Origin of the sequence: Pseudomonas sp. CFBP 13711, from assembly GCF_014842265.1 — a bacterium.
Classification (GTDB): domain Bacteria; phylum Pseudomonadota; class Gammaproteobacteria; order Pseudomonadales; family Pseudomonadaceae; genus Aquipseudomonas.
Genome location: NZ_JACYVI010000012.1, coordinates 64,595 through 82,894 on the forward strand (window position 1 = coordinate 64,595; position 18,300 = coordinate 82,894).

Annotated in this window: 10 protein-coding genes; 2 read left to right on the forward strand and 8 right to left on the reverse strand. The window is 62.9% G+C overall.

Annotated features, from left to right (window positions below; all coding sequences use genetic code 11):
* Window positions 1–42 precede the first annotated feature (42 nt).
* The 3 genes from glgB to IFT47_RS20835 are packed head-to-tail and all read right to left on the reverse strand — an operon-like array spanning window position 43 to window position 7,668.
* Window positions 43–2,292, reverse strand: coding sequence for a 1,4-alpha-glucan branching protein GlgB (glgB, locus tag IFT47_RS20825; RefSeq protein ID WP_192173891.1), 2,250 nt, complete (start codon window positions 2,290–2,292; stop codon window positions 43–45).
* A gap of 2 nt (window positions 2,293–2,294) precedes the next feature.
* Window positions 2,295–5,615, reverse strand: coding sequence for a maltose alpha-D-glucosyltransferase (treS, locus tag IFT47_RS20830; protein WP_192173892.1), 3,321 nt, complete (start codon window positions 5,613–5,615; stop codon window positions 2,295–2,297).
* A gap of 16 nt (window positions 5,616–5,631) precedes the next feature.
* Window positions 5,632–7,668, reverse strand: coding sequence for an alpha-1,4-glucan--maltose-1-phosphate maltosyltransferase (locus IFT47_RS20835; RefSeq protein WP_192173893.1), 2,037 nt, complete (start codon window positions 7,666–7,668; stop codon window positions 5,632–5,634).
* 339 nt (window positions 7,669–8,007) lie between these two features.
* Between IFT47_RS20835 and IFT47_RS20840 the strand changes: the two genes are divergently transcribed.
* Window positions 8,008–8,184 (forward strand): hypothetical protein, encoded by a 177-nt coding sequence (locus IFT47_RS20840; RefSeq protein ID WP_163022162.1) that lies wholly within the window; start codon window positions 8,008–8,010, stop codon window positions 8,182–8,184.
* Between the two features lie 161 nt (window positions 8,185–8,345).
* Here the strand turns inward: IFT47_RS20840 and IFT47_RS20845 are convergent, their stop codons facing one another.
* Complete coding sequence (locus IFT47_RS20845) at window positions 8,346–8,891, reverse strand: MgtC/SapB family protein (protein ID WP_192173894.1); 546 nt, start codon at window positions 8,889–8,891, stop codon at window positions 8,346–8,348.
* Window positions 8,892–9,123: 232 nt separating this feature from the next.
* On the opposite strand from IFT47_RS20845, the gene mapR reads away from it, so the two are divergent.
* Window positions 9,124–10,560, forward strand: coding sequence for a GntR family transcriptional regulator MpaR (mapR, locus tag IFT47_RS20850; RefSeq protein ID WP_192173895.1), 1,437 nt, complete (start codon window positions 9,124–9,126; stop codon window positions 10,558–10,560).
* A gap of 27 nt (window positions 10,561–10,587) precedes the next feature.
* Here mapR and IFT47_RS20855 read toward each other — a convergent pair whose 3' ends face one another.
* From IFT47_RS20855 to IFT47_RS20870, 4 genes are all read right to left on the reverse strand, one after another.
* Window positions 10,588–11,334: an SDR family oxidoreductase gene (locus IFT47_RS20855; protein ID WP_192173896.1), complete on the reverse strand. Its 747-nt coding sequence runs from the start codon at window positions 11,332–11,334 to the stop codon at window positions 10,588–10,590.
* Between the two features lie 48 nt (window positions 11,335–11,382).
* Window positions 11,383–13,473 carry a putative bifunctional diguanylate cyclase/phosphodiesterase gene (locus tag IFT47_RS20860; RefSeq protein ID WP_192173897.1) on the reverse strand — a complete coding sequence of 697 codons (2,091 nt, stop codon included), beginning with the start codon at window positions 13,471–13,473 and terminating at the stop codon, window positions 11,383–11,385.
* A gap of 127 nt (window positions 13,474–13,600) precedes the next feature.
* Window positions 13,601–15,079 carry an efflux transporter outer membrane subunit gene (locus IFT47_RS20865; protein ID WP_192173991.1) on the reverse strand — a complete coding sequence of 493 codons (1,479 nt, stop codon included), beginning with the start codon at window positions 15,077–15,079 and terminating at the stop codon, window positions 13,601–13,603.
* A gap of 8 nt (window positions 15,080–15,087) precedes the next feature.
* Window positions 15,088–18,195 carry an efflux RND transporter permease subunit gene (locus tag IFT47_RS20870; RefSeq protein ID WP_192173898.1) on the reverse strand — a complete coding sequence of 1,036 codons (3,108 nt, stop codon included), beginning with the start codon at window positions 18,193–18,195 and terminating at the stop codon, window positions 15,088–15,090.
* Window positions 18,196–18,300 lie beyond the last annotated feature (105 nt).

Genomic DNA, 18,300 nt, shown 5'->3' on the forward strand with positions numbered 1-18,300 from the left:
CACGCCCGCTCCCACAGGTTCACAACAGTGTGGCGGAGGAAATCAACCCTCCTGCTGCAGCTGCTCCACGGTCGGCTTGAGGATCACTACACCCAGCGGTGGCAGATTCAAGGGCAGCGAGAACGCCTGGCCATGGCTCTTGATGTCGTCGGTGCGCACGCCACCGCCGTTGCCGAAGTTGGAACCGGCATAGATCCCCGCGTCGCTGTTGAACAGCTCGGCCCACTTGCCGCTGAACGGCACTCCGACACGATAGCCTTCGCGCGGCACCGGTGTCAGGTTGGCGACCACCAGCAACGGCTCGCCCTCCTTGCTCCAGCGCAGGTAGGCATAGACGCTGTTACCGGCGTCGTCACCGATTACCCACTGGAAACCCTGTGGCTGGCAGTCCTGCTCGTACAACGCCTTTTCCGTCCGGTACAGGCGGTTCAGGTCGCTGACCAGCGAGTGCACGCCCTTGTGCTCGGCGTACTGCAGGAAATGCCAGTCCAGTTCGGTGTCGTGGTTCCACTCGCGCCACTGGGCAAACTCGCAGCCCATGAACAGCAGCTTCTTGCCCGGGTGGGTCCACATGAACGACAGGTACGCGCGCAGGTTGGCGAATTTCTGCCAGCGGTCGCCAGGCATCTTGTCGATCAAGGAATGCTTGCCGTGCACCACTTCATCGTGGGAAATCGGCAGCACAAACCGCTCGGACCAGGCATAGACCAGACCAAAACTCAGCTGAGAATGGTGATGCTGGCGATGGATAGGGTCCTGCTCGATGTACTTGAGCGTGTCGTGCATCCAGCCCATGTTCCACTTGTACGAAAAGCCCAGACCGCCCTGTTGAGTGGGCTGCGAAACCCCCGGCCAGGACGTCGATTCCTCGGCAATGACCAGCGCGCCCGGCGCTTCGATCGCAACCACGTCGTTAAGGTGGCGGAGGAAGTCGATGGCTTCCAGGTTTTCGCGGCCGCCGTAACGGTTCGGGACCCATTCTCCGGCGTTGCGGGAATAGTCGCGATACAGCATGGACGCCACCGCATCGACGCGCAGCGCATCAACGTGGAAGTTCTTCAGCCAATGAATACCGGAGGCAATCATGAAACCGTGGACTTCAGTGCGCCCCAAGTTATAGATCAGGGTGTTCCAGTCCTGATGGAAACCTTCATGGGGGTTGGCGTATTCGTACAGTGCAGTCCCGTCGAATTGAGCCAGACCGTGTGCATCGGTCGGAAAGTGTGCCGGCACCCAATCAAGAATCACGCCGATGTCGTTACGGTGGCAGGCATCCACGAAGGCGGCGAAGTCTTCCGGTGTGCCGTAGCGCGCGCTCGGTGCGAACTGCGACAACACCTGATAACCCCATGAGCCGCCGAACGGGTGCTCCATGATCGGCATCAATTCGATGTGGGTGAAACCCAGGTCCTTGATGTAAGGAATCAGGTTTTCAGCCAGCTCGCGCCAGTCGTACGGGCGATCCGGCTCGTCATCGCCGCCGTGGTGCCACTGCCACGAGCCGGCGTGCAGCTCGTAGATCGACAGCGGCTGATGAATGTCATGCTTTTCGCCCCGGGACTGCATCCAGTCGTGGTCCTGCCACTCGAACGTCAGCGGTGCAGCGACTTTCGACGCGGTTGCCGGCGGCAGCTGGGTGGCCAGGGCCATCGGGTCAGCTTTCAGCGGCAGAACGCCGTGCTGGCCGAGGATTTCGTACTTGTACGCTTCGCCCGGGCCGATGCGCGGGATGAAAATTTCCCACACGCCGGTCGGATGACGCAGGCGCATCGGGTGACGACGGCCATCCCAGCTATTGAAATCGCCCACCACGGACACTCGGCGGGCATTCGGTGCCCATACCGAGAAACGCACGCCGTCGACGCCATCAACATTCTTGACCTGTGCGCCCAGAGCGCTGCTCAGGTCGCGGTGGTTGCCCTCGGCGAAGAGGTACAAGTCCATTTCGCCCAACTGCTCGCCAAAGCTATAAGGGTCTTCGGTGATTTGCTCGCCGGTGGCCCACGAGATTTTCAGCAGATAGGGTTCGCGAACCGCAAAGTGGCCGGCAAAGAAGCCCGGTTTGTCGGACATGCTCAGCTCGCCGAGGTCACGTTCGCCGTCGCGCGAGAGCACGCGCACGGCCAGGGCATTGGGCAGATAGGCGCGGATCACCTGGCCTTCAGCGCCATCGCTGTGGGGGCCAAGCATCGAGAACGGGTCGCGGTGCTCCGCGCGGATCAGCGCGTCCAGGTCGACGGCGCTGGGCAATATTGCGTGGTTGCCGTTACCGAATTGGTCAGAGGCACTCATTTTCATTCTCCATCAGACAGGTCGAGAAGCCCGCGCAAGCCTTGAAGCGGAACCGACAACCATGTCGGCCGATTCTCGGCCTCGTAGGCCACTTCATAAGCGGCTTTTTCCAGAGTGAACAGCGCCAGCGCGGCCGCTTCACCCTTGGCATCTTTCCAGTCGTGACCCACTTCGACGGTGGCCTTGCGATAGCCGTCGAGGAAGGCCTCGCGCGCCTGCTTCAAATACGTCTCGGCCACTTGCTGGCGGGCGGTTTCAGCCTGCACCGACGTGTCGGCACTTTGCGCGTTGCGCAGGGCCATCGCCGCAGCGTAGTCGAACGAGCGCAGTACGCCGCTGACATCTTTGAACGGGCTGTATTTGGCCCTACGTTCCTGCAGCGGACGCGCGGGCTCGCCTTCGAAGTCGATCAGGTAGGCATCGCCCTTCACCACCAGCATCTGGCCGAGGTGCAGGTCGCCGTGCACGCGCATTCTCAGGCCGCCGACTGACTGCTTGGCCAGGGTCTTCACTTGGGCCAGCAGCGCTTTGCGTTTGCCCAGCAGTTCAGTGATGAGCTGCTGATCCTGGGCCTCTAGGGAGTCGCGGTGCTGTTCAAGCAGCTGCAAGGCACGCTCGATCTGCGCCGAAACGCTCTTCGCCGAGGCCTCGCTGTCCTTGACGCTGGTGACTTCGGTCTTGAAGTCCGGGTTATCCGTCGGGGCGCCGAGGATCACGTGCATCTCGCCCAGACGCTGGCCCAGCAGGCCGGCGAAGTCTTTCAGCTCGATCAGCGCATTGGCTTGCTGCTCCAGCGCCGACTGACCGTGGGCCATGTGATCGCGCACAGCGCGTTCGAGGTTGTTCTGGGTCCATTCCCACGCATCGCCCTGATTGCTCAGGTAACCCTGGGCGATCATCAGCAGGTTTTTCTCGCCCTGCCCGTCCACGCGCACGACTGCGCCCAACAGCGGCGAGATGTGCGGGTAGCCGGCTTCGGTGAGGTATGCGCCCATTTCCAGCTCGGGGTGAGTACCGGCCGCGACACGGCGAATCATTTTCAGCACCAGCTTCTTGCCGACCACCACCGAGCTGTTGGACTGCTCGGCCGAAAGGTAACGCACCTCGGCGTCTTCGTTCAGGCCCAGCGGCGCCAGTTGCGACGTGCTCTGGAACTGCAGCTCACCGTCCGGCGTCGCCAGCACGGTGTTGTCCTGCATGCCTTTGATGACGTTGCGAATGAACGGCTCGAGGGTAAACGCATCAGTGATCAAGCCGACCTGACGACCACGACGCACGCGGGACAGGGCCAACTGTTGCGGCAAGGCGCTGCTGATGTCGTCTTCTGGCAACAGGCCGAACGGCAACTGGTAGCGCACCGTTTCGCCACCGGAGGTGACTTCGATTTCGCTCAGCAACGCCGGCCGCACCGTGGAGCCGAAGCGCACGGCGTAGGCGATGTGGATGCTGTCGATCGCCGTGCCTTTGCCGGCGAACCAGCGGCGCTTCGGCAGATAGACCGACAGCGACTGCTGCTCCATGGTCTGGCGCAGGGGTTCTTCGAGCAATTCTTCCAGGCGCTGCTTGAGCACCAGGGTCGGGAAGTCCGGCATGCTCTGAGCCGGTTCAACGTGCCAGCTGGGCATTTGATTCTCCGCGGCCAGCAAGAACCAGTAGAAGCCGTACGGCGGCAACGTCAGCAGGTAATTGAGCTGGCCAATAGGTGGAAAGGCGCTGCCGCCGAGCATCTCGACCGGAACCGTCCCGGCGTATGGCGCGAGTTCAAGCTCGGCGGCCTGGGAGGCGGCCGAGACGTTGGCGACGCAAAGGATGATTTCGGTCTTGCCGTCCGGCCCGGTGTATTCGCGGGTATAGGCCAGGATGCGGCGGTTGCTCGGCGAGAGCATTTTCAGGGTGCCGCGGCCGAAGGCTTTCTGCTGCCTGCGCACGGCGAGCATGCGCCGGGTCCAGTTCAGCAGCGAGTGCGGGTCGTGATCCTGCGCTTCGACGTTGACCGACTGATAACCGTACAACGGGTCCATGATCGGCGGCAGCACCAGGCTCGCCGGGTTGGCGCGGGAAAAGCCGCCGTTACGGTCGATGGACCACTGCATCGGCGTGCGCACACCGTCGCGGTCGCCGAGGTAGATGTTGTCACCCATGCCGATTTCGTCGCCGTAGTACAGGGTCGGCGTGCCGGGCATGGACAGCAACATGCTGTTGAGCAGTTCAACGCGGCGGCGGTCACGTTCCAGCAACGGCGCCAGGCGACGACGAATGCCCAGGTTGATCCGCGCGCGACGGTCCGAGGCGTAGTAATTCCACAGATAATCACGCTCGCGGTCGGTGACCATTTCCAGCGTCAGTTCATCGTGGTTGCGCAGGAAGATCGCCCACTGGCAGTTCTCCGGGATTTCCGGTGTCTGGCGCAGGATGTCGGTGATCGGGAAACGGTCTTCCTGGGCCACCGCCATGTACATGCGCGGCATTAGCGGGAAGTGGAACGCCATGTGGCATTCGTCGCCGTCCTTGCCCTTGCGATCACCGAAGTACAGCTGAGTGTCTTCCGGCCACTGGTTGGCTTCGGCCAGCAGCATGCGGTCGGGGTAGTTGGCGTCGATTTCGGCACGGATCTGCTTGAGGACCTGATGGGTCTCTGGCAGGTTTTCATTGTTGGTGCCGTCACGCTCGATCAGGTACGGAATCGCGTCCAGACGCAGGCCGTCGATGCCCATGTCCAGCCAGTAGCGCATGACCTCGATCACCGCCTTCATGACCTGCGGATTGTCGAAGTTGAGGTCCGGCTGGTGGGAATAGAAACGGTGCCAGAAGTACTGCTCCGCGACCGGGTCCCAGGTCCAGTTGGACTTCTCGGTGTCGAGAAAGATGATCCGGGTGCCGTCGTACTTCTGCGGGTCATCGGACCAGACGTAGAAATCCCGCGCCTTGGAGCCCTTCTTGGCATGCCGCGCGCGCTGGAACCATGCGTGCTGGTCCGAGGTGTGGTTGATGACCAGCTCGGTGATCACCCGCAAGCCACGGTTGTGCGCCTCGGCGATGAACTTCTTCGCGTCGGCCATGGTGCCGTAGTCGCTGTGCACGCCACGGTACTCGGAGATGTCATAGCCATCGTCGCGGCGTGGCGACGGGTAGAAGGGCAGCAGCCAGATGGTGTTGACGCCCAGCTGGGCAATGTAGTCGAGCTTGGCGATCAGGCCGGGGAAGTCACCGATGCCATCGTCGTTGGAATCGAAAAACGACTTCACGTGGACCTGGTAAATCACCGCATCCTTGTACCAGAGCGGGTCTTCGATAAAGGCAGCGTTGCGGGGTTTCTTTGCCATGACCACATCCTTTGAATTATTGGTTTGTGGCTTTGATGCGCCAGATACCGAACGGCTGGTACGAAGGGTCCAGGCGCATGAACTGGTACTTGCCATACCAGGTCCAGGAATGCCCGGTCATCAAGTCTTCGCCCAGGGTGGCGGCATCGTCCGGCAGGCCCATTTCCCACAGCGGCAGCTCGAACGTCGCTTCCTGCACGTTGCGCGGATCGAGGTTCACGGCGACCAGAATGAAATTGCTGCCATCCGCCGTGCGCTTGCCGAAGTACAGGATGTTGTCGTTGTACGCGGCGTAGATCTTCAGGCCCAGGTGCGTCTGCAGCGCCGGGTTCTGGCGACGGATGCGGTTGAGCTGGGCGATCTCGGCAATGATATTGCCAGGCGCGGTGAAGTCACGGGGACGGATCTCGTACTTCTCCGAGTCCAGGTATTCCTCCTTGCCCGGTACCGGCGCCGATTCACACAGCTCGAAGCCCGAATACATGCCCCACAGACCCGAACCCATGGTCGCCAGCGCCGCACGGATGAGGAAGCCCGGACGACCCGAGTCATGCAGGAACGGCGGGTTGATGTCCGGCGTGTTGACGAAGAAGTTCGGGCGGTAGCACTCGCGCCATGGCGACTCGTTGAGCTGAGTGAGGTACTCGCTCAACTCGGCCTTGGTGTTGCGCCAGGTGAAATAGGTGTAGCTCTGGGAATAACCGACCTTGCCCAGGCGCGCCATCATCGCCGGCTTGGTGAACGCCTCGGCGAGGAACATGACTTCAGGGTGCTTACTGCGCACGTCGGCAATCATCCACTGCCAGAACGGCAGCGGCTTGGTGTGCGGATTGTCGACGCGGAAGATCTTCACGCCCTCCTTCACCCAGCCGAGGATCACGTCACGCAGCTCGGCCCACAGGCCCGGAATCGCGTCCGGCGCATAGAAATCGACGTTGACGATGTCCTGGTATTTCTTCGGCGGGTTTTCCGCGTAACGGATGGTGCCGTCCGGACGCCACGAGAACCAGCCCGGGTGTTCCTTGAGCCACAGGTGGTCCTGGGAGCACTGGATGGCGAAATCGAGGGCGATTTCCAGGCCATGCTCGGCTGCCGCGGCGACCAGCTCGCGGAAGTCCTCGCGGGTGCCCAGCTGCGGGTGGATGGCGTCATGTCCGCCTTCAGCGCTGCCGATGGCGTACGGGCTGCCCACATCATCGGGCCCTGCGGTGAGGGAGTTGTTCGGGCCTTTGCGGTGAGCGCGACCGATCGGGTGGATCGGCGGGAAGTAGAGCACGTCGAAGCCCATGTCACGGATCATCGGCAGGCGCGAGTGGACGTCCTTGAAGGTGCCGTGACGCTCTTTGTCGTCGGTGATCGAACGTGGAAACAGTTCGTACCAACTGGCGAACTGGGCCAGCTCTCGTTCGACGTCCAGCGGGAATTCCAGGCTGCGGCTCAAGAACGCGTGGTTGTCGGCCTTGGCCATGACGCTGGCGGCGTCACTGCTCAGCAGCAGCGCCACCTTGGCCTCGTTTTCAGTCGCCTCGCCGAAGCGCGTGATCAACGTGTCGAGTTGCCCACGTACCTCCAGCTTGCTGCGCTCGGCGGCGTGCACCAGGTGCAGGCGCCCTTCTTCCAGCTCCAAATCGATGGTCACGCCGGCGGCGTATTTCTTTTCCAGCTCGTAGCGGTAGCTGCCGAACTGATCGATCCAGGCTTCAAGGCGATAGACATAGCGGGTGAAGGTCGGCGGGGTGAATTCGCCGATCCAGCTGTCATTGCCCAGCTCGCGCATGGGCACCGATTGCCATTCTTCGTCGTCGATGGCCCGGTAGACGATACGTACGGCCATCTTGTCGTGGCCGTCCGCGTAGATTTTGCTGGTGACCGTGACCGGCTGACCGACAACGGCCTTGGCCGCCAGCTGACCGTTATCGATCACCGGCTGGGTGTCCTCGATCACGATCCGCGGCAGCTGCAAGGCTTGGGTCAGTGGGATAGGGTGGATAGAGTGGAGAACATCGTTGGCCAGGGAATCCGGGCCGTACGGCTGATCAGCAGTATCATTCATCGAGCATCACTCCTCACGCCCAGGGACGCCCACCGTGGGGCGCCCATTGCTTCAGCGTCTTTGTCCATAACATAAGAGAGAGCCACGGGATCAACGCATCCGGACGTGGCAGCATAGGTTCCGAACGCCAGCCTCGGGCAAAAGTTCAAACAGCTTGCATGACGTTTGATCAAGTCACCCCAGGGATAATGGCAGGCCATGGGCTCCGGCGTAACGGGGTATCCAGGCGGATTGAGTGAATCATTGCCAGGGCGCTGCGGTCGACATGTGTGCGTGCTGACGGGTGTGCTGCAACGTCACCTGACACGCCCTCTCGACGAACCCAAGGAAGCGAAGACCATGAGCATTCCCGTTCCCGCAGAAACGCCCGATCCGAACATCGACGACCCCGAGCTGCCGGTGCCCAAGCCCGAGGAGCCACCTTCCCCGCTGATGCCTCCGGTGATCGAACCGCCGGTGGGTGACCCGCCAAGCGGCGAGCCCCCGGCGATTCTGGATGACACGTTTCCTGAGTAATTCCTTGGCCCAACGCGGTGTTGTGGGACCGGCTTTAGCCGGGAAGCTTCTAGAGGGCTAGCCGCTATGTTGAGGGTGCGCCAACTGGCTTCTTCCCGGCTAAAGCCGGTCCCACTATTAATCGAGCGTCACACCCTCAATACCCCGGAATAACCGCCGGACTAAGGCTCCTGTGCATCGCCACCCGTCCTGCGGGCAGGGTCGTGTGCACGTTCTTCCGCCGACTCAACCCGCCTGACGATCATGGGCATCAGGCTAAAGATGCCCAGTGCCAGCACCGTACTCAAGACTGCCGTCATCTCCCTGCCCATCCCGGCCGCGATACCAATGGCCGCGGTCATCCACAAACCGGCCGCCGTGGTCAGGCCTTTCACCTGAGTGGCATTGAGCGCATCACCCTTGAGGATGGTCCCGGCGCCGAGAAAGCCGATCCCCGCCACAATGCCCTGCACCACCCGGCTCAAAGCAGCGTCGTCGGCACCGGCCATGCGCGGCACCAGCACAAACAGCGCGGCCCCCATGCACACCAGCATGTGCGTTCGAACCCCGGCCGCCTTGCCCTTGTGTTCCCGCTCGAAACCCAGAATCCCGCCCAGCAGCGCCGCGATGACCAGGCGTATGGTCACGCGGGTGATCTGCCCGGCATCGGTGATATCAGAGAACTCGGCCTGCAGTGTGTCCACCACTTCTTCCCACCAGGCATTCATCAGCGCATTCCCTTCGGTTAACGTCAGTGCGGTATGGACCGCAGCGCGGGGCGAGAGTGCGGGAGGTGGATACCGAAGAGGTACGCCTGATCCGGTGGTTGTCAGCCGATCTGCATCTGTACTAATCCGCAGACCGAGGGCATATTCCGCTCCTGCAGCCGGGTCCTCCACCCTGCCCCAGTCGCTTGTGTATGGCGGCTGCACCCCAGAAGCCACTCAGCACGAGCCCGCCATGAAGCGCTATGAAAAGTTTGCTGACGACATTGCCGAGCTGATCCGGTCCGGGGTGCTGGCTGCAGGGCAACGGGTGCCTTCAGTGCGCTACGCCAGCCAGACCCACGGCATCAGCCCGTCTACGGTGTTCCAGGCGTACTACTTGCTGGAACGTCGAGGCCTGATCCGGGCACGCCCGCGCTCCGGCTATTTCGTCAACGACAGTGTCCGCCTGCAGGGTCTGGGCGGTGAGGTTTCAGAGCACGATGCGCGCCCGGCGCCACAGGTGAGCGAGTCCACCGAAGTCGACGTCAGCGATCTGGTGTTCTCGGTTCTCGAATCCATCAAGGACCCGAACACCGTACCCTTCGGCTCCGCCTTCCCCAGCGCCGGGCTGTTCCCGTTGCAGCGCCTGGCCCGTTCCCTCGCCAGCGCCACCCGCGACATGGACCCGCGCATGGTGGTCAGCGACCTGTCGCCCGGCAATCCGGCCCTGCGCCGGCAAATCGCGCTGCGGTACATGGTCGCCGGGCAAATGCTGCCCATGGACGAGCTGCTGATCACCAACGGCGCCCTCGAAGCGCTGAATCTGTGCCTGCAAGCGGTGACCGAGCCCGGCGATCTGGTGGCCATCGAGGCGCCGGCGTTCTACGCCTGCCTGCAGGTGCTCGAACGGCTGAAGCTCAAGGCGGTGGAAATTCCGGTGCACCCGCAACAGGGCATTGACCTGGCAGTGCTTGAACAGGCGCTCGAGCGCTACCCGATCAGAGCCTGCTGGAGCATGACCAGTTTTCAGAATCCCACCGGCGCGACGGTGCCTGAAGCGCGCAAACGGGAACTGGTGGAATTGCTGCGCAAGCACGAGGTGCCGCTGATCGAGGATGACGTCTATGCCGAGTTGTATTACGGCCAGCACGCGCCGAAACCGGCGAAGGCATTCGACACTGAAGGGCTGGTGCTGCATTGCGGCTCGTTCGCAAAAAGCCTGGCGCCCGGTTATCGGGTGGGTTGGGTGGCTGCCGGGCGTTACGCGCAGAAGGTCGAGCGGCTGAAAATCATGACCTCGCTGTGCGCCTCGATGCCGGCCCAGGCCGCCATCGCCGATTACCTGCAACACGGCGGTTACGACCGCCACCTGCGCAAGCTGCGCCACAGCCTGGAAGATCAGCAGCGCGCGATGCTCGGCGCCATCGCCCGGTACTTTCCGGCGCAGACCCGCGTCAGCCAGCCCACCGGCGGATACTTCCTGTGGGTTGAGCTGCCGGAACCGATCGATTCACTGAAAGTGTTTCAGGCCGCCCTCGCCCAGGGCATCAGCATCGCCCCCGGCCCGATGTTCTCGCCAACGCGGCGGTTCAAGCATTTCATCCGCCTGAACTACGGCAGCCCGTGGGGTGAGACGGCCGAACGGGCGATGGAGACGCTGGGGAAGATCATTCGCTCGATGATGGGTTAGCCGGCCTTGGATATGGCCGCATAGCCGTCAGCGCCCGCCGCCCAGATCAATGAACGAGCCCGTCGAATACGAGGCCTTGTCGGACAGCAGCCACAGGATCGCCTCCGCCACTTCATCGGCCAGTCCGCCGCGGCCCATGGGAATGGTCGGTTCCAGCTTGCTCACGCGATGGGGGTCACCGCTCAAGGCGTGGAATTCGGTGAAGATGTAACCGGGACGCACGGCATTGACCCGCACGCCCTCGCCCGCCACTTCCTTGGCCAGCCCGACGGTGAAGGTGTCCAGCGCGCCCTTCGACGCCGCGTAGTCGACGTATTCGCCGGGTGACCCGAGCCGTGCGGCAACGGACGACACGTTGACGATGCTGCCACCGCGTCCGCCGTGGCGGGGCAACATGCGCAGCAGTGCGTGCTTGCTGCACAGCATCGGCCCGACCACGTTGCTCATCATGATCTTCAGCAGCCGAAACTCCGACATGGTGTCCAGCCGCGACGCCTCGCCCACCGTGCCGGCGTTGTTGACCAGCGCGGTGATCCGCCCCATCTCCGAATCGATCCGCGCAAACAGACGAATGATCTCGTCTTCGTTGCTGACATCGGCCTGCACCGCGATGGCATGACCGCCCGTCTCGCGAATCTGCCCGCACAGCCGCTCGGCGGAGGCGTGATCGGACAGATAGTTGATGCACACGCGATAACCCTGCGCTGCTGCCAGAACCGCCGTGGCGGCCCCGATACCCCGGGAGCCGCCGGTGATGAGGAGATTTTTATCCATAAATGTTCCCGTTCGATCAATGCGTGGAGGTGGGGTGGGCATTAACACTCAATCCGTGATTTCGCTGACACGACGCCGCGCGGCTTCGATGTCTGCCATGAACCGCTCGGCCGGCAGCGGATAACCCAGCAGGTAACCCTGCAGCGAGTCGCAACCAAGGCGCGTGAGGAATTTCTGCTGGCTGGCGGTCTCGACACCCTCGGCGACGATGCGCAGGTTCAGAGCCTGGCCCAGCGCGACGATGGCCGACACAATGGCCGCGTCGTCGCTGTCGTGCTCCAGATCGCGGACGAAACCGCGGTCGATCTTCAATTCGTTGGCCGGCAGGCGTTTGAGGTACATCAGGCTGGAATAGCCGGTGCCGAAGTCGTCGATGGACAGGTCGACGTGCATGTCCGAGAGCTTCTGCAGCACGGTCATGCTCGCATCGGCGTCGCTCATGGCAGTGGTTTCGGTGATTTCCAGGGTCAGGCAGTTGGCCGGCAGACCGTGGGTGGCCAGCGCGTGCGCGACGGTCTCGACCAACCCGACATGGCTGAACTGCAACGCCGACAGGTTCACCGCAATGCGCCAGTGGGTAAAGCCGCTGTCGTACCAGCGCTTCATCTGCCGGCAGGCCTCGTGCAGCACCCACTCGCCAATGGGGATGATCAGGCCGGTTTTTTCGGCAAGGCCAATGAATTTGTCCGGCATCAGCAACCCGAGCTGCGGGTGATTCCAGCGCACCAGCGCTTCGGCGCCGATGGGCTCCTGGGTACCGGCGGAGAATTTCGGCTGGTAATGCAGGCAGAACTGCCCTTTACGCAGCGCAAGGCGCAGGTCCTGCAACAGCTGCAGCTGATTGCGCGCGTTGGTGTTCATCGACGCATCGAAAAAGCTGTAGCCGTTCTTGCCGGCATTCTTGGCGTGGTACATGGCGGCGTCGGCGTTCATCAGCAGTTCCTGCTGGGTGCGGCCGTTGCCGGGGTACAGGCTGATGCCGATGCTCACCGTCACCTGCAGATCATGTTCCTGCACGCTGAACGGCTGGCTCACCAGGGAAACCTGACGCGAGGCCACGCTGACCGCTTCTTCGCCATCGTCGAGCTCGACCAGCAGCACGAACTCGTCGCCGCCGATGCGCGCCAGGGTGTCGTGGCGATGGAAGTTTTCCCGCATGCGCACAGCTACCGCGCGCAACAGTTGATCGCCGACGTGGTGACCGAACGCGTCGTTCACCGGTTTGAAGCCGTCCAGATCCAGAAACATCAGGGCGAACATGCCGCCCTGGGCGTCGACCTTGCGCATGGCCTGATCGATGCGATCCGCCAGCAGGATGCGGTTGGGCAGCCCGGTGAGGTTGTCGTGCAGGGCCAGCTGGGTCAGCTCGCGGTTGGCTTCTTTCAGCGACAGCGACAACTGAGCGGTACGCGCTTCCAGCCGCGCATCGAGCACGGAGGTCAGCAGCGTGATGCCCAGCACCGCAAGACTGGTGACCAGCACCAGCTTGTCCAGGCCGTTAGTGTGCAGACCGTTGAGTGTCGCGCCGCAGAAACTGCCGTCGGGGAAGTTCGCCGCGCTCATGCCGGTGAAATGCATGCCGAGGATGGCGAAGCCCATGATCACCGCCGCACCGGCGCGGGCCAGCCGAACGTAAGGCGTCTGGCGGCGCAGACGCACGGCAATGGCCAGCGCTACGGCCGAAGCGCTGACGGCGATCAACAGCGAAAGGCCGAACAGGCCGGGGTCGTAATCGATGCCCGGCTGCATGCGCATCGCCGCCATGCCGGTGTAGTGCATGGCGCTGGTGCCAAGCCCCATGACCACTGCGCCAAACAGGAGATGCGGCAGCGGCACACGGTCGTGACTGACCAGCCACAGGGCGAAGCCTGAGGAAAAGATCGCGATGATCAGCGAGAGCACCGTCAGCGGGATGTCGTACGCCAGCTGGATCGGCAGGTTGAACGCGAGCATGCCGATGAAGTGCATCGACCAGATGCCGACGCCCATGGACAGCGCACCACCGCCCATCCACAGCCCGCGGGCCCGCCCACTGGCCGAGGCGATGCGCCCGGCCAGATCAAGGGTGGTATAGGACGCGAGTATCGCGACCAGAAACGAAATCAAAACCAGCGAATAGGTGTAATGGCCGATCAACATGGGCTGGCTCTTGGCTCAACGGAGTGCGGCCTTTCAGCCCTGATCAATTCGGCGGCGATTGTACCGAAATTCCCGTAAAAGTCCCGTCACTCCGTCGTAAAGATGGCACATCGCTATTTAGCTGTAATCAACGATCGGAAACTTCCGCGCCGGGTGTCAGTCCGGTCGCGGCGTCCCAACCGCCGCCCAATGCCGCAATCAACTGGGCGCTGGCGACCAACCGGCTTTCCAGTACGTTCAGCACGCTGCGTTCGTTACTCAAGGCGGTGGTCTGCACGTTGACCACGTCCAGGTAGCCAATCAGCCCGGCCTTGTACTGGTTGTTGGTCAGACGCAAAGAATCACGCGCCGATTGCAGCGCCTCATCGCGCACCCCGGCTTCCTCCTCATACACGCGCAACTGGGCCATGTAGTCCTCGACTTCCTTGAAGCCGGCGAGCACGGTCTGGCGGTACTGGGCGACGGTCTGGTCGTAGACCGCCTCGGTGCGGTCTACTTCGGCAGCGCGCTGACCGCCGTCGAACAGGGTCATCGCCAGTTGCGGGCCCACCGACCAGAAACGATTGGGCAGGGAAATCCAGTTGCTGACGGTGCTGCTGCTGTAACCGCCGCTCATGCTCAGGGTCAGGTCCGGGTAATAGGCGGCCTTGGCCAAGCCGATATTGGCGTTGGCGGTCATGACCGAACGCTCGGCGGCGGCAATATCAGGGCGGCGTTCAAGCAACTGTGACGGCAGCTGCGCCGGGATCTGCGGTACCGCCGGAATAGAGGTGGTCGCCGCGAGGCTGAAATCCGCTGGCGCCTGGCCCATCAGCACGGCAATCGCGTTTTCGAACTGGGCACGCTGCCATTGCAGGTCGATGAGGTCAGCCTGGGTGCTCTTGAGCTGCGTCTGGGCCTGGGCGGTAGCGTCGCGGCCGGAAATCCCGGCGCGGTACTGGTTCTGGGTCATGGTCAACGAGCGCTGGTAGGCGTCGACGGTCGCTTCGAGCAAACGCTTCTGCTCGTCGATCACCCGTAGCTGCAGGTAGCTCTGCACCAATTGCGATTGCAGGCTCAGGCGCATCGACGCCAGATCGGCAAGGCTCGCCTGGGCGCTGGCCTTGTCGGCTTCCAGGCCGCGACGCAACTTGCCCCACACGTCGGCTTCCCAACTGACGCCCAACTGCGCGTTGTAGGTGTCACGAATGCCACTGCTGGAACTGCTCAGGCTCGAACTGCTGCTGCCGGTGCCCTGGCTCGAGCGGTTCTTGCTGGTGGTCAGGTCCAGCGTCGGGAAGAACGCGCCCCGCGCACTGCGCACCAGAGCGGTGGCCTGCCGGTATTGGGCCTCGTACTGCGCCACGGTCTGGTTGGACGTGTTGAGTTTTTCCACCAGCGCGTTGAGCTGGGCGTCGCCGTAGATTTCCCACCATGCGCCGCGGGCCATCGCATCGCTCGGGTTGGCCTGGGTCCAGCCTACGGCCTGCTTGAAGTGCGCCGGGGTCGGCATGTCCGGCGTTTTGTAATCCGGGCCGACGGCACAGGCACTGAGCAGCAGCGCACAAAGGGCGACGCCGAACGTCCTGGGAAACGGCAACGTCCGCTGTGGGCCAGGGGCTTTCATCGAGTCGTTCATAGCGGAGTGTCCAGGGCAGCATCCGTCTGCACACCGCGCCATTGGTTGAAACGATGGCGCAGACGGTCGAGATAAAGGTAAACCACGGGCGTGGTGTACAGCGTGAGGATCTGACTGAGGATCAGGCCGCCTATGATGGTCAGGCCCAGCGGCCGGCGCATTTCCGCGCCTTCGGCACTGCTCAGCAATAACGGCACGGCGCCGAGAATCGCCGCCAGGGTGGTCATCAGAATCGGACGCAGACGTTGCAGGCAGGCATTGCGAATTGACTCCACCGGGGTCATGCCGTTCTGACGTTCGAGCTGCAAGGCGAGGTCGATCATCAGGATCGCGTTCTTCTTCACCACGCCGATCAGCAAAAACAGCCCCAGCAATGAAATCAGGCTGAATTGCCCGCCGGTGAGGTAGATGCTCAGCAGCGCGCCGACGCCTGCGGAGGGCAGCGTCGAGAGGATGGTCAGCGGGTGAATGTAGCTTTCGTAAAGAATGCCCAGCACCAGGTACACCGCCACCAGCGCGCCGAGAATCATCCACGGCTGGCTCTTCTGGGTGGCGGCAAAGGCGTCGGAGGTCCCGGCCATCTTGGCGATCACGTCCTCAGGCAGGCCCACCGCGGCGACGGCGCGTTCGATGGCGGCGTTGGCCTGATCGAGGGTGACGCCATCGGCCAGGTCGAAGGAGATGTTTTCCGAGGCGAACTGGCCGTCGTGGCTGACCCGGTCGTCTTCCAGGCTGCGCTCGTAACGGGCGATGGTCGACAGCGGCACCCGTGCACCATCGGCCGTGATCACCTGGACCTGCTCCAGCGTTGTCGGATCAAGGGCGTATTTCGGATTGACCTCCATGACCACCTGATACTGGTTCAGCGGGTCATAGATGGTCGACACCTGGCGCTGGCTGTAGGCGTTGTTCAGCACCTTGGTGACCATGTTCATGTCGATGCCCAGACGCTTGGCCGCATCGCGGTCGACGATCAATGTCACCTGCTGGGTGCCGCCGCCGTCGTTGGCGTCGATGGCGGTCAGCTCCTTGAGCGACTTAAGGGCGGCGACGATCTTCGGGTACCACAGGCGCAGGGTTTCCAGGTCGCCGCTTTGCAGGATGTACTGGTACTGCGAGGTGGTCTGCTCGCGGCCGCCGCCCAATTGCAGGTCCTGATCGGGTTGCAGGAACAGGCGCCCGCCCGGCACCAGCGGCATTTCCTTGCGCAGTCGCTCGACCACTTCCATGGCGCCGATGTTGCGCTCCTTGATCGGCTTCAGGCGCACGATGATGAACGCGTTGCCGGTGCCGCCGTTGCCGCCGATGAAGCCCGCGACGCTCTCCACGGCCGGGTCCTTGAGGATCGCCGAGCGGAACGTGTCCATCTTCGGCTGCATCACCGAGAACGACAGGCCGTCGTCGCCGCGCACAAAACCCATCAGCTGGCCGGTGTCCTGCTGCGGCAGAAAGGTCTTTGGCACCACGACGTACAAAGCGATGTTGCCGACGATGGTCAACAGCAGCGTCAGCAGGGTCAGGCGCCGATGACGCAGCACCCAGCGCAGGCTGCGGTCGTAGCCGGCGACCATGCGGTCGTTGACCCGCTGGCTCCAGCGCTGCAAGCGATTTTCCGTGCCCGGCACGTGGGGCTTGAGCCAGCGCGCGCAGAGCATCGGCGTCAGGGTCAGCGAGACCACCAGCGAAACGACGATGGACACCGACAAGGTGATGGAAAACTCGCGGAACAGGCTCTCCACCAGCCCGCCCATGAACAGGATCGAAACAAACACCGCCACCAGCGAGACGTTCATCGACAGCAGGGTGAAGCCCACCTCCTTGGCGCCCAGGTAGGCCGCTTCCATGGGCGGCACACCTTCGTCGATGTGCCGGGAGATGTTTTCCAGCACCACGATGGCATCGTCGACCACCAGCCCGGTGGCGAGAATCAGGGCCATCAGCGACAGATTGTTCAGTGAGAAACCGTACAGGTACATGATCGCGAAGGTGCCGACCAGCGACACCGGCACCGCGAGAGTCGGGATCAGCGACGCGCGGAAATTCCCCAGGAACAGGAACACCACCAGAATCACCAGCACCACGGCAATCAGCAGCGTCATTTCCGCTTCGTGCAGCGTGGCCTTGATCACCGGCGAGCGGTCCATGGCCAGGTCAAGCTTGACGCTGGCCGGGAGCACCGCCTGCAACGCCGGCAACTGGGCCTTGATCGCCGCCACGGTTTCGATGATGTTGGCGCCGGCCTGACGGTTGATTACCAATAGCACCGCGGCCTTGTCGTTGAAGAAGCCGCTGTTGTAGCGGTCTTCCACCGAATCCTTGACCTTGGCCACATCCTTGAGCCGCAATGCCGCGCCGTTGGCGTAATGGATGATCAGCGATTCGTAATCCTTGGCCTTCTCCAGCTGGTCGTTGGCCTGCACCTGCCAGTTGTGCTCGCTGTTCTCCACCGAGCCTTTTGGCCGGCGCACGTTGGCATTGGAGATGGTCGTGCGCACTTCATCCAGCGACACGCCGTACTGCGACAGCAGCTTGGGCTCCAGCTCAACGCGCACGGCAGGCAGCGAACTGCCGCCGATCTGCACCTCGCCGACGCCGTTCACCTGGGACAGGCTCTGGGACAGGATCGTCGACGCCATGTCGTACAGCTCGCCCTTCTCCAGCACGTCGGAGGTCAGTGACAGGACCATGATCGGCGCCTGGGACGGGTTGACCTTCTTGTAGGTCGGCATGCTGCGCATCCCGCTGGGCAGCAGGTTGCGTGCGGCGTTGATGGCCGCCTGCACTTCCCGCGCAGCACCGTTGATGTCGCGGTCCATGTCGAACTGCAGAATGATCCGCGTCGAGCCCTGACTCGAACGGCTGCTCATGGTGTTAACCCCGGCAATCACCCCGAGGGAGCGCTCCAGCGGCGTCGCCACGCTCGACGCCATGATTTCCGGACTGGCGCCGGGCAGCGAGGCGCTGACCACGATCACAGGAAAATCCATATTCGGCAGCGGCGACACCGGCAGCAGACCGAAGCTCATCCCGCCCAGCAGCATAATCGCCAGGCTCAGGAGCATGGTCGCCACAGGGCGTTTGATGAAGGGCCCGGAGAGGTTCATGGGGGGGAGCTCCAGGCGACAAGCTTCAAGCGGCAAGTGAACGCACCAGCCCCGGCCTGCGCGTTGCTGCTTCTGGCTTGAGGCTTAAAGCTTGAAGCTTGCAGC